Origin of the sequence: Prevotella scopos JCM 17725, assembly GCF_018127785.1 — a bacterium.
GTDB classification, from domain to species: Bacteria; Bacteroidota; Bacteroidia; order Bacteroidales; family Bacteroidaceae; genus Prevotella; species Prevotella scopos.
The window spans coordinates 37,677-51,657 of the sequence record NZ_CP072389.1 but is presented as its reverse complement, the minus strand read 5'-3'; the positions used below and the strand labels follow the sequence as shown (position 1 = coordinate 51,657).

At 44.7% G+C, this 13,981-nt stretch carries 9 protein-coding genes; 7 read left to right on the top strand and 2 right to left on the bottom strand.

Annotation, left to right across the window (positions count from 1 at the left end):
* Window positions 1–56: 56 nt before the first annotated feature.
* Both J4856_RS00205 and proS read right to left on the bottom strand, forming a co-directional pair.
* Window positions 57–992, bottom strand: coding sequence for a hypothetical protein (locus J4856_RS00205; RefSeq protein WP_025839102.1), 936 nt, complete (start codon window positions 990–992; stop codon window positions 57–59).
* 136 nt (window positions 993–1,128) lie between these two features.
* Window positions 1,129–2,610, bottom strand: coding sequence for a proline--tRNA ligase (gene proS / locus J4856_RS00200; protein ID WP_025839104.1), 1,482 nt, complete (start codon window positions 2,608–2,610; stop codon window positions 1,129–1,131).
* A 377-nt stretch (window positions 2,611–2,987) separates the two neighbouring features.
* On the opposite strand from proS, the gene J4856_RS00195 reads away from it, so the two are divergent.
* The 7 genes from J4856_RS00195 to J4856_RS00165 all read left to right on the top strand — a co-directional run bounded on the left by J4856_RS00195 (window position 2,988) and on the right by J4856_RS00165 (window position 13,966).
* A complete protein-coding gene (locus tag J4856_RS00195) occupies window positions 2,988–3,665 on the top strand; it encodes an OmpA family protein (RefSeq protein ID WP_065367976.1) in 678 nt (225 codons plus the stop codon).
* A 210-nt stretch (window positions 3,666–3,875) separates the two neighbouring features.
* The gene (locus tag J4856_RS00190) at window positions 3,876–4,994 is read left to right on the top strand and encodes a leucine-rich repeat domain-containing protein (protein WP_025839106.1); all 1,119 of its coding nucleotides are present in this window, start codon (window positions 3,876–3,878) and stop codon (window positions 4,992–4,994) included.
* A gap of 202 nt (window positions 4,995–5,196) precedes the next feature.
* A complete protein-coding gene (locus J4856_RS00185) occupies window positions 5,197–7,869 on the top strand; it encodes a TonB-dependent receptor (protein WP_065367975.1) in 2,673 nt (890 codons plus the stop codon).
* Entirely contained in the window at window positions 7,866–8,246 is a 381-nt protein-coding gene (locus J4856_RS00180; RefSeq protein ID WP_025839108.1) for a hypothetical protein, read from the top strand. Before J4856_RS00185 ends, J4856_RS00180 begins: the two co-directional genes overlap by 4 nt.
* Before the next feature lie 44 nt (window positions 8,247–8,290).
* Window positions 8,291–9,811 carry a DUF6850 family outer membrane beta-barrel protein gene (locus J4856_RS00175; RefSeq protein WP_065367974.1) on the top strand — a complete coding sequence of 507 codons (1,521 nt, stop codon included), beginning with the start codon at window positions 8,291–8,293 and terminating at the stop codon, window positions 9,809–9,811.
* Window positions 9,812–9,848: 37 nt separating this feature from the next.
* On the top strand, window positions 9,849–11,084 hold the full coding sequence (locus J4856_RS00170) for a DUF4876 domain-containing protein (RefSeq protein WP_025839110.1): 1,236 nt from the start codon (window positions 9,849–9,851) through the stop codon (window positions 11,082–11,084).
* Window positions 11,085–11,140: 56 nt separating this feature from the next.
* The gene (locus tag J4856_RS00165) at window positions 11,141–13,966 is read left to right on the top strand and encodes a M16 family metallopeptidase (RefSeq protein WP_065367973.1); all 2,826 of its coding nucleotides are present in this window, start codon (window positions 11,141–11,143) and stop codon (window positions 13,964–13,966) included.
* Window positions 13,967–13,981 lie beyond the last annotated feature (15 nt).

The following is a 13,981-nucleotide window of genomic DNA, read 5'->3' as shown; positions in this document are numbered from 1 at the left end:
TCTTATATCATCTTAATTATATAATGTAACTAAGATGATATCATGCGACTAAAGCTTTACTTCCAACTCTTCTCTACTAATTTAGTAACAGTGTTGATGGTCATTTCCATTCCCATCATCTTTGTTTTCACATCCGTGCTGTATTCAGTAGCCCAACCACTGTTGAGGAGTTTGGTAATAGAAGTACCGTCGGCATCCATTTTTGCCATACCCATCTGCTTCATCTGTCCCCAGTTAGCATCGAGTTGTGAAACCATAGCTTCGTCAGCACCCATCTGTTTCATCTTGTCAATAAAGAAGGCTTTGACATCGTCTTCGGTCATATTGCCCTTAATCTTACCAATGATATTGAGTGCGTTTGGCTCCTTGTTTACCTCGTAGGTTACAGAGATTTTGATGCCTTGCTTATTCATATCTTCTTTGTCACCCGTCTTGAGGGTCTTGCCAAAAAGGATAAAGAAAGTATTGTTTTCAGCAGACTCGATAAAAGATTCTTTGGTGAGTAGGCTGTTGATAGACATAGCCATCTTATACTTAGGCAGTGTCTTCTCCATTTCAGGTTTGGCCTTATAGAGCGAGTCAATGGATGCCATTGCTAATTTGCTAACCTGTGTTTGAACTTCAGTATAGTTCAAGAGGTCCTTCACCTTTCCATTAGCATCTGTCTTTAGGAGCATTGGTACATTGCTGAGGTATTGGTTCAGCATGTTTCCTGTCTGCTGTGCAACCTCCTGCTTGCCTTCCATCTTTATATTGGTTGTCGTCATTTCGATGACATAACCATCTGCGGTAGCATTTTTTACGATAATCTTTGTTTGGCTGTTTGTCTTTATGCTTTCAGAGTTTCCAGCCATCGGAACACTGACTTTAATATTAGCTACACTCTCATAGGTAGCCTGGTCGCCCTTTTGGAAGTTAGCCTTGATTAAGGTCTGGGCGTTCAACGCTGTTACAGCGAGGAGTAAAACGAAAGTTAGAAATGATTTTTTCATAAGGCAAATATTATTTAATTAGTATTTTAGGCTTAAGAATAAAAAGATTAACGGCTCCAGAATTTATAAGCATTCGTTGTTAGTCCTGCCTTTATAAATATCCTGAAGCCGTTAATTCTATGTGTATTATTGACGATTAGTATGATCTTGCGATGATAACACGATACTTAGCAGGCTTGCCGCTTACCATGTCAACACCTGGTGTCTGCTCGAACATATAAGGCACACAACGGATGGTTGCCTGTGTGTCCTCCTTAATCTTCGCCTCAGTCTCCTCAGTACCATCCCAATGGCAGAGGAAGAAACCGCCGTCCTTCACCTTCTCCTTGAACTCCTCATAGTTCTCGCACTCGTAGATGTGAGCATCACGGAAGTCCTTAGCCTTCTTGAAGATGTTGTCCTGAATCTCGTCGAGGAGGTTCTTGATATAATCAACGATACCATCAAAGCTTACGCTCTCCTTCTCCAAGGTGTCACGGCGCATCACCTCGATAGTATTGTTCTCCAAGTCACGACCACCCATAGCGAGGCGTACTGGCACACCCTTCAACTCGTAGTCAGCGAACTTAAAGCCCGGACGCTTGTTGTCGGCATCGTCATACTTAACGGTGATACCCAACGCACGAAGCTGGTCAATCACTGGCTGCAACTTGTCTGTGAGCGCCTTCAACTGCTCCTCACCCTTGAAGATTGGTACGATAACCACCTGAATAGGTGCAATCTTTGGAGGAAGAACGAGACCGTTATCGTCAGAGTGAGTCATGATGAGCGCACCAATCAGACGAGTACTTACACCCCATGAGGTAGCCCATACATACTCTGGCTTGTTCTCCTTATTAAGGAAGGTAACGTCGAATGACTTTGCGAAGTTCTGACCCAAGAAGTGAGAAGTACCGCTCTGGAGAGCCTTACCATCCTGCATCATCGCCTCAATGGTATAGGTATCCAATGCACCAGCGAAACGTTCTGTCTCACTCTTCACACCCTGTACGACAGGGACAGCAAGCCACTTCTCGGCGAAGTCAGCATAGACACGCAACATGGTCTGTGCCTCCTTCTCAGCTTCCTCACGTGTAGCGTGAGCCGTGTGACCCTCCTGCCAGAGGAACTCAGACGTGCGGAGGAAAGGACGCGTACGCATCTCCCAACGCATAACATTACACCACTGGTTGCACATCAATGGCAGATCGCGCCAAGAGTGAATCCAGTTTTTATAGGTGTTCCAGATGATGGTCTCACTGGTAGGACGGATAATCAATTCCTCCTCTAACTTTGCGTTAGGGTCAACCTGCACAGCATTGCCATCCTCTGTAGCCTTCAGACGATAGTGAGTAACCACAGCACACTCCTTGGCAAATCCCTTTACGTGCTCAGCCTCACGAGAGAGGAAACTCTTAGGAATCAGCATTGGGAAGTAAGCATTCTGCACGCCCGTCTCCTTAAACATCTTGTCAAGCTGTGCCTGAATCTTCTCCCAGATAGCATAGCCGTATGGCTTGATAACCATACAACCACGTACGGCAGACTGCTCAATCAAGTCTGCCTTTATTACCAAGTCATTGTACCATTGAGAGTAGTTGTCTGCTCTCTTGGTCATCTCTTTTAGTTCTTTTGCCATAAATATATTATTCTATTTTCTTATTTTGCATGTTTAGGGGATTTCCCATGTTATTATAGGCATTTCCCTTTTGCGAGTATGCCTTGAAACACTAACTTTGCACACAGATACAGCTGAAAAGCGAAGACGGAAAGAATCTAATTCCTACTTGCTAATACCAGCCTATCCTTTGCGAAAAAGAATGCAAATGAGTGCAAATGAAACTTGCTTCACTTTGCCAAGTTGGCTTTATTTTTTGCAAAAATACAAAAAAATGTTGGCAATGCGTGCCCAATGGCATATATTTGTTTAACTTTGCACGAATTAAAATGAATTAAGGTGCGGCTAAAAAGCCAAGCCAAAAGGTAAAAGATATTAATCAATAAATACGTTTGATTATGAAGAATATGAAAATGATAGCAGCAGGAATGTGTTTCCTCACTGTTGTAAGTTGTCAGACAAAGCAAGGTTCAGGTGCATTAATCGGTGGCGGTGCTGGTGCAGCATTAGGTGGCATCGTTGGTCAGATTATAGGTCGTAATGGTAAGAGTACAGCCATTGGTGCTGCTATTGGTGGTGCTTTAGGTGCTGGTGCTGGTGCCCTCATCGGTCGTCACATGGACAAGGTTGCACGTGAGGCTGCACAGCAGTTGCCAAACGCACGTGTCGACAAGGTGACAGATGCTAATGGTTTAGACTGTGTGAAGGTTACCTTCGACTCTGGTATCCTCTTCCCATTGAACGGTTCAAACCTCAGCGCAGCTGCTAAGAACGACCTCACAAAGTTCGCTTCTTTGATGCAGCGCAACTCTAATTGTGACGTTGCTATCCAGGGTTACACTGATGCTTCTGGTAACGACAACATCAACCTCCCATTGTCACAGCGTCGTGCTGATGCGGTATCATCTTACCTCAAGAGTCGTGGTGTAAGTAGCCGTCAGATTCGTTCAGTACAGGGCTTCGGTAGTGCAAACCCTATCGAGAACAAGACTATTAGTCAGGCTAACCGCCGTGTAGAGGTTTATCTCTATGCATCATCTGAGATGGTTCGCCAAGCCAACAATGGTTCTCTGTAATCGACATATAAAACATAAACGCACAAAAAAAGGATACTGCCAATTGGCAGTATCCTTTTTTTTGTAGTTGACAAGCGCTGCTCATTCTGAATGCATAATTATGATCCGTGGCGAGCCAAAACTTACCTACATTTGAGTATTGTTCACCTTTCAACATCTTCTTACCTTTGCACAATAATTTTTTACCTAAATATTTTATAAATATCAGACATGAAAAGACTTTACTTAGTATTATTAACATTGTGTGCCGCACTCCTATCATTCACAGAAGCAAAGGCTGAAATTGGTCAAGGAGTCATCAAAATCAAGACAGACAAAGGGGTTGGAAAAGTTATCTCGATGGACATCTCCGTGTTTGGTGGAATCGACTCAGAGGGGGATGATATAGACTTAGACCCTAAGGATGGAGAAAACATCTCCTTTGAAGGTGCAACCAAGTACTTAATGGTAAACCAGAAAGTTTATCTTACTGTCAATGCTCCTGAAATCACAATTCATGGTGATGTCAATTCCCTTACAATCGTTAATCAGGAGGTGACGGATATTGACATCAGTGGAGCAAACAAGCTAACCCACTTACGTGTGAATGAAAATCCATTGACAACGCTTGACCTCTCTCATAATGCCAACCTTATTGAGTTATGGGCTACCTCTTGTTCAGCACTTAACACTATAAAGTTTGCAAATGCTGCATCGTTGATGACGCTCTCCATACAAGGTACAACCATCTCATCATTAGACTTTTCGCAGCTTCCTTCCCTAAGGACGTTGCACGCTGGAGACAATCCTAACCTAACATCGATTGACCTGTCAACCCTTACTGAGCTTGACGAACTATGGGTTAACGGCAATGGCATCACCTCGATTGACTTATCACATAATCCTAACCTTGCTTATCTTGAATGTAGCAGAAACAAGCTGACAACACTCGACCTGACGAACAATCCTGAACTTAACTTCGTTGCATGTTGGTGCAACCAGATCAGTGGTGAGGGAATGAATAGCTTGATTCAGTCTTTGGTGCTGGAGAGTGAAGGCGAAGAACGTGAACTCTGCGTCTTCAATGAGTTCTTTACAGAGGAGAAGAATGCACTGACCGATGCGCAAATTACAGCTGTCAAAGCCCGCGGGTGGACACCTAAGAAGGCAAAAGGAACAAAGGATTTCTTCACATGGGAAGAACTGACAAAGGCAACAACAGGTATCAATGCTACGTCTGCCGCAACAAAAGAGCGGGAGACATGGTACGACCTTCAGGGTCGCCGTATTGAGAAGCCAACAGTCAAAGGCCTCTACATCCACAACGGTAAGAAGATTCTTTTAAAATAAAACACATTTCTAACTGATATTCTGCAGATTCTCCATCGTTTTTTTAGCAGTGACCTGGGGTGAGATGGGTTAAAGACAACCTACCCCTTACTCCTCGTCACTTGCTATTTTGAGCTGACGAAGGCTGCAGAACAAGCGTCATTCTAATTCTGTGATAAGAGCAGTATTCATCTTTATAAGTTGTTGTATCCTCCAGACAGCAATGGCACAGATGCGTTGCAGGGTCCTCGAGAAGGGTTCCAACGAGCCTGTCATAGGTGCCACCATAATGGTTGAAGGAGGGAAAGCGATTATAGCTGTGACCGATCAAGACGGCTTCTTTTGTCTGTCTGACGGCTTCAATAAGATTGTCAGAATATCGTATATCGGCTATAAACCGCTTGTTGTGCGTCCTCGTAAGGATGCCGTTTATCACTTACAAACCAACCTGAGCAAGCTGCAAGAGATTGTTGTCACAGCCCAGGAGGGGCATGGATTGTCCAGTGCATCTACAATTAGCAGGCAAGCCATGGAACATCTGCAGCCTTCCAGTTTTGCTGACCTCATGGAGTTGCTGCCTGGTGGGCGTGCCAACGACCCGCATCTGAATGTCCCCAACACCATCAGTCTGCGCGAAGCTGGTATCAGTAGCAGTCAGTATAACACATCCTCACTCGGTACTCGCTTTGTTATTGATGGCGCACCAGTGAGTGCTAATGGCAATATGCAATACCTCTCGGGCGCACTCGATCGTACGTCAGGAAAACGTAACTTCGCTAATGCGGGTATTGACATGCGCTCCTTATCAACTGACGACATACAGGAAGTAACGATTGTGCGGGGTATTCCTTCGGTAGAATACGGCGACTTGACGAGCGGATTGGTGAAGGTAAAGCGCCGAAAAGGTGGTAATGACATTGCTGCACGATTCAAAGCCGACATGGACACAAAGCTCTTCTATCTCTCCAAAGCCATTGAATGGAAACCCTCAAAGCTGTCGCTGAACCTCAGTGCAGACTATCTAGACAACAAGGCTGAACCACGTAACCTGCTTGAGACTTATAAACGCATCACCCTCTCGGCACGCCTTAACAAACAATGGCACACCCAGCGGATGAACTACGTTGCGATGGTAAACCTTGACTATGGCGGCTCATTCGATGATGACAAGGTTGACCCACAATTCAATCATGGTGGGGCAGACAAATATAAGTCGGCTTATAATCGTTATGCAACAAGTATTGCGCTCGATATGAGCAGTAATATGGAGCATTCCCTCTTCCGAAATCTATCATTATCGGCTTCGTTCTCGTATGAGAAAAACGTCTTGGAGCGTACCCGTATGGTGCAACTGGATGGCGACACGCCTGCTGCCATGACTATGGCTGATGGTGAGAGCGATGCTGTCTTGATTTCACCTTATACTTATACTGCCACACACACCGTAGATGGCAGACCTATCAGTCTTTATCTGAAAAGTAATGCTTCATTCAGTATGCCCATTGCGGGCGTGTCTAATTCACTATTGGTAGGTGCCGATTACCAGATGGACCGTAACATGGGTAAGGGACAGATATATGACCGCTTGCACCCTGTTTATACCGGAACATCCTATCGACCACGCAAATACTCAGACCTCCCAGCATCACAAATGCTCGCCGCCTATATAGAAGAACGTATGAGTATGGGCATCGGGAGTAACAAACTTGACCTTGAGGCAGGACTACGTGCAGAGACCATGTTGGGCATTGACAAGCACTATGCGATACATGGAAAGGTAAATCTCGACCCACGTGTGAATATTGGATGGACCTTCCCCTCCTTCAATCTTGGAAAAGAAAGAATGACAATCGCACTGACAGGCGGTATAGGATGGCATAGCATGTTCCCAACTATCGACCTCCTTTATCCAGAACTTGCTTATATGGACATCGTAGAACTGAACTATTATCATCCTAACCCAGCCTATCGAAGGATGTATCTACAGACTTACGTCATCAATCCAACGAATCCAGAACTGAAAGCGGCACGCAACGTGAAATGGGAAATCAAAGGAGATGTAGATTGGGCTGGCAACCGGCTTACGATGACTTACTTTGTTGAAGACATGACCTCTGGCTTCCGTTCGATGAGTGTCTATGCGCCTTATCAATACAAGGAGTTTGATGCTTCAGGCGTCAATGCCGATGCCTTAACTGCAAAACCTGATGTGTCAGCGTTGCCTTATACGCTCCGTAACGTCCTTCGTGCCTATGAACACACGTCAAATGGCAGTCGGACTTATAAACGAGGTATTGAGTGGATGCTCTCTACGATGCGCTTCCCCATCGTCAACACGCGTCTTACAATCACTGGAGCATGGTTCAAAACGGAGTATCATAATTCGTTACCCATCATGTATAAACCCGTAAAAATGATTGGGGGCAGACCACTTGAGCGGGTCGGTATATACAAAGATGACGAGGGTTATATACGAGAAATGGTCAATACCAACTTCACCTTTGACACGGCTATACCTAAACTGAAACTCGGAATCTCATTGTCCTTTCAATGTGTCTGGCGTACAGCAGAACAGTCTATGGTGAAAGATAACATGCCACTGCAGTATATGGATGATAACGGAGTGGTGCATCCTTTTACTGAAAACGATGCGCACGACATCTATCTTCAGCACCTTGTGCGAAGCTATGCAGCAGGAATGTTCGATAGGCAAACCATCCCTTTCTATATGGATGTAAACTTGAAAGCAACCAAGAAGCTCTTTAAGGACAAGCTCATGGTAGCTCTCTTCGTCAATAAATTATGGGATGCACACCCTGATTATACACGTAGCGACTTTATTATAAGACGTTACGTAACACCTTACTTCGGACTTGAAATGAACATCAGATTATGAAAAAGAATGCTTTTACCCTATTCCTTTCACTCATAGTCGTAGTAATTACTACCGCCTGTGAACAACAAGAAGATGATTATTATACGCAAGTTGACATAACCTTACAGACTAACGACAGCATCACGCCGCTTAAGATACAGGGAACAACGTCGCTGAGAAACCTCTCGAACGGACGTACTTACGCGTCATCTGACTTCAATAATGCGACCGTCAGGCTCGAAGTGTTACGAGGAACCTATATGCTTGATGTAGAAGGAACGATGCTGTGTCGTGAGCGGAATGGTAAAGAAGTGGTTAAGAACTTCCGTTCATCGAAGGATTATGTCGAAATCATCAATCATCCTACACAGGTAACCGCACCCGTGATATTTATGTGATGATAGGTAAAGAATCGATTATTCCCTATGCTCCGGTTTATAAAATGATACGAAAGAGAAGATTATTATGTTTGTTGTTAGCTGTCATTTGGGTGTCAATAGTAGCCAGAGGACAGGAAAAAGACAGCCTTGCAGTTGTTGAACACCTGCATGAGTGGAGTCAGGTGATGGCTGTATCGAGAAGGAATCCTGCCTTCATGCAAACAGCTTACCACTCCTCTATTACACAGGCTGGCGCGCACTTTAGCTACAGGAACGCCAACAAGGCTTTTCAGGCACAGAATGGGGATGGGCATACGCTGCTTTCAGCCTACGTCACCTCCTACCTTCGCCTTGACGAGCGCAACACGGTGTGGGGTGGAGCAGCTTATCAGACTGGTAGGAAGCGTCATATCCACTTCAATTCCACCTCTGATTACGACCTCCTTTATCCCTACGTCATGGCTGACACAGTTGGGGGGAACATGGAAAATGAACGTTATTCATTCAATGGAGGATATGCCGTGCGGATAAACAGATGGTCCCTCGGAGCCTTGATTGATTTCAGAGCGGAACATGAGTACCGCACCATCGACCCTCGTCCACGTGGCATCGCTACCGACCTGACTATCCGTATGGGTGCAAACTATGAATGGAAGGACTACCTGATGGGAGTGGGTGTGGGCACAAGAACTTATAAACAAACCAATAACGTTGACTTCTATAACCCCTTGGGCGTGATTCCAGAATATCACATGACAGGTCTCGGGACCGACTATGTGCGCTTTGCAGGAGCTGTCCGTTCGGCTTATTACAAAGGGACTGGTATCATGGCTGATGTCCAGATGACACCTGTCAGGGGTAAGTCAGGGGCTTACCTGTCAGTTGAAGGTCATTTCATGCCCTACGAAAACATTCTGACGGAACTTAATGCACTACCAATTACACGCTTGGAAACAAGCAAACTGAATGTAAGAACAGGATGGATTAACGACAAAAAGATAGGTTGGACAACTTTCGTAGGCATTGATGCGGAGCGAAGAAACGGCAAGGAACATATTGCAGGAAGTTCGTCAAGTACGGAATATCGTTCGCTAATCAGTCTCTCTATGTTCGCTGCTAACCGATACGATTACTATCTTGGTGGAAAACTCAACGTGGGTAAAAGCCGAAACCTTACCTTATCGATGCGCATAGGCTTCATTGACGACCTAGCCACCTATGTTGACCTGAGACGCGAAATGGCTTTTACAAAATCGTATGGTGCATTCAGCTGGCAATGGATGTGGCATAGTAAACAGCAATGGCTCGTAGCATGGAAGGGGCACATGGCCTATTATCATAATCGCTCCAAACGGATTGTGATGCCCTACGCATGGATGGACAGCAAGATAACCGACCTTATCAATGAGACCTATGCGTCAATGACTGCCAACCGCATGACTTTTGGCATCTCCATCGATGGTTTTTATTATCCTAAGAAGTGGGGAGGCGTGGGACTGTTTCTATCTACTGACATCCAACATGAACGGACGAAGCATATCAAACAAAACCTCCTCAATGCCACTGTTGGCGTAGCTTTCTAAATGATAAAGAACGAATATTAATCAGATAAAGCATAAAATGAAAACAAAACTCAAGCCCCATCTCCTTCTGTTGCTATTGACAGGAATAGTGCTCATAGCCTGCAACGAATATAAAGAAGTAGAGACACAGGGAAAAGTTGTCGAACATGAGATTACGCTCCAGCTACCTCTGAACATCAAGGACGCACAACTTGCAGACGCAAAGGCGGTAATGACAAACATAAAAACCCGACAGAAATATGACGTGGCGTCCTTCCTTACAACGGATGAGAAACTTAAGGCAAGTATGTCAGTACCTGAAGGAGTCTATAACATCAGCGTGAATGGTACTATCACCTATCAGCTGAATGGCAAGCAAATCAAGGCAAACGTGAAGGCTAGACGTGACAATATTGCCATCCAATCGACCTCAACGGCTACAAACTTAGCACTGGACGTATATACAGCACAGGAAGGATTTATCATTACCGAGATATTCTTCACGGGCACAACAACACCGAAGGGCTTCATGTACACCGATGACCAGTATATAAAGATAGGCAACAATAGTGATACCACCATGTACGCTGATGGGTTAGCGTTCATTGAAAGCTTCTTTACTAGCGATGACAAGCACGACTATCAACCTAACATCATGAACGAAGCTATGACGATTGACGCTATATATGTCATTCCAGGAACTGGAAAGCAACACCCCGTAAAACCAGGTGAGGAACTTACGATTGCGTTGACTGCTATTGACCATCGTCCCATCAATCCGAACTCTTTCGACCTTAGTAGTGCTGAATTTGAAATCTTCGATAAGACTTCCGACCCTGAAGGCGACCAAGACAACTCTAAGATTGAAAACCTTGAAAACTGGTATGGGAACTTTGATGGTACCTTCGTCATGCACACCAGAGGCGTAAAAAGTTACGCACTAGCCCGTCCAATGGTTGACATGGAAACTTACATGAAGGGTTATCGCTATAAGTTTGGCTATATCTTCAGACAAGGTGACTATGTCATTCCGATGGATGAAAAAGAATATTTCATGCCTAACCCATGGATCGTTGATGCCGTAAATCTTGCTGTACCAACAGTCCATGAATGGAACCTTGTATCGCCCATTCTAGACAAGGGATTCACTTATTGTGGTCATGTTGATTTCGATGAGACTCGATATAACAAAGCGGTAGTGAGGAAGAAAGATGGCAATAAATGGATAGATACGAACAATTCGTCCAATGACTTTGAACCCAATGCAGTTCCTACTTATCTGCGGAAGAAGTGAGGAATGAGTTTGCTACGTGCTTCCGTCAACCGATAAACAATAAGTAAAGACATACAATGAAATCTAAGAAACAAATCCTAATACTTATTTTCATGCTTGTTTCTGGCTGTATGATGGGCCAGAACAACACGATTGATCAAGACAAAACCATCAGGAAAGGTAAACTTTCCAATGGATTGACCTATTATATACGTCATAACGACCAAACAAAGGGCGTTGCCGACTTCTATATAGCACAACATGTAGGCTCGATTCTTGAGGAACCGAACCAACGTGGACTTGCTCACTTCCTCGAGCACATGGCTTTCAATGGGACACGCAACTTCCCTGGCAACGACAGAAAGCCGGGGATTGTAAAATGGTGTGAGGGAGTAGGTATTCAGTTCGGAACCAACCTCAACGCATACACTAGTGTTGACCAGACGGTTTATAATATCTCTTCTGCCCCTGTAAAAAGGGAAGGAATCGTGGACTCGTGCCTGCTGATACTCCATGATTGGAGCCATAATCTACTGCTTACCGCAGACGAGATTGACAAAGAACGTGGCGTCGTTGAGGAAGAGTGGCGCACACGTCGGATGGGACTGGCCATACAACGACTTGCGGAAGCCTCTATGCCTGTTATCTATGCTGGTACAAAATATGCCGACTGCATGCCGATTGGCGACATGAACATCATTAGGACTTTCCCTTATCAAGCACTTCGCAACTATTATCACAAGTGGTATCGTCCCGACTTGCAGGCAATTATCGTTGTGGGGGATATTGATGAAGACCAGATAGAACGGAAAATAAAAGCACTCTTCGACACCATCCCGATGCCTGAACATGCTGCTGAACGTATCTTCTATCCCGTAGCCGATAACAAGAAGATGCTGCTCTTTACAGCAACTGACAAAGAACAACCCACGGTTAACTTCACACTCTACATGAAACGAGATGCTACACCACGCAAGGAGCGCAAGTCGTTGCAGTCATTCGCCGACAAATACAAAACAAGTATTGTGAGAATGCTTATCAACGATCGTCTTGATGAATACGCACGAAAGACTGATGCACCCTTCATCTCAGCATCCGTGCGTGATGGGAACTTCTTTATGGCATCTACGAAAGAGGCGTTCGAAGTGTCGGGTGTACTAAAAGAAAGCAGGATGGAGGATGGTATTCAGACCATTGTTGGCGAGGTTGAACGCGCAAGAAGTATGGGCTTCACTGAGCAGGAACTGAAGCGTGGTAAGGCGGAAATGCTCTCCTTTGCTGAAAGTGGTTATAACGACCGACTGAAACGGAAGAATGGCGACTTTGTGGAAGCTTGTGTGGAGAACTTTCTGGAGGCGGAACCTATCATAGACCCTGTCGTTGAACTACAATTAACAAAACGTCTTGATAGTGTCGTGACACTTGCCGACATCAACCAGCTTGCACGCGAAATCATTTCGAATAAGAATCAAGTCGTGACACTTTATGGACCTGAGAAGAAAGGGGTTGTTCTCCCATCAAAGCAAGAGATAGAAAAGCTCATCCTCAACGCTCAAGAGAAGACCTACGAACCTTACCAAGATAAGCAATTGCCTTCAGAACTCATACAGGACCAGCCTGCTGCCGGACGTATTGTTGCTGAGAAGAAATATAAGTATGGTTATACAGAGTTAGAACTGTCGAATGGCGTACATGTGTATGTTCGTCCTACATCCTTTGAAGATGATGAAGTGAGACTGAAAATGTTCAGTCTGGGAGGTAAAGATATGTACACTGATGAGGAGATGCCTAACCTTGCTTACCTTATCTCAGGTGCGACGATAGGTGGAGTAGGAAGGTTTGATGACCTAACACTGGAGAAGATGTTGGCAGGGAAGTCTGTGTCAATAAGTCCGTACATTGATGATGAGACGGAAGGAATGAATGGTTCCTCCAATGTCAAGGACATGGAGACCCTTTTTCAGTTGTTATATCTCTACTTTGCACAACCGAGGAAGGACACAGAGGCCTATCAGAACATGATGGCACAACAGGAGGAATTCCTCACGAATGCACATGTTAATCCAATGATTGCGTATAATGACAGTCTGCATCATATTGCATACAACAGCGACAGACTGAAATCTATAGACGTAGGGATGCTTCAGAAGGTGAACTATGAGCGCATCTTGCAAATTTACAAGGAGCGTTTTGGCAATGCCGCTGACTTCCAACTTATCCTTACAGGCAACATCGACATGGACCGACTACGCCCAATACTCTGTAAATACGTTGCTACCCTACCCTCAAATGACAGATTTGAAACTGTCGGCACTCATGGTGCGAAACTCCTTAATGGTATGATTAGAAAGGTCTTTACCAAAGAACAGAAGACACCTTCAGCCACAACAACCCTCGTGGTGAAAGGAGTAATTGATTATAACACACGTAACGATATACTGCTCGATGCCGCTGTACAATTGCTCCGCATCGTTTATACGGAGAAAGTACGCGAGGAGAAAGGTGGAACTTATAATGTACAGGTGTCCGCCTTACTGCAGCATCATCCAAATGACGAAGCTATCTTGCGCATTGCCTTTCAGACCGATCCAGATAAGTACGCTTCACTCATGCCAATTATCTACGAACAATTAGAGAAGATGGCTACAGAAGGGCCATCGCAAACAGATCTTGATAAGGTGAAAGCGTATGAACTGAAAGTGTATAACCAAGTGTTGGAAATGAACAACTATTGGGAGCTTGTGCTGTACAATGACCTTTACAATGGTAATGATATCGACACCGATTTCAGGAAGATCGTTGAGGGAATGACAGTGGAAGACGTAAGACAAATCCTCAAACAACTCCTCGATCAAAAGAATCGTATTGAGGTTACGATGACAAGCAAGTCACTGAAAACCTAGTTAAATCACAATTCA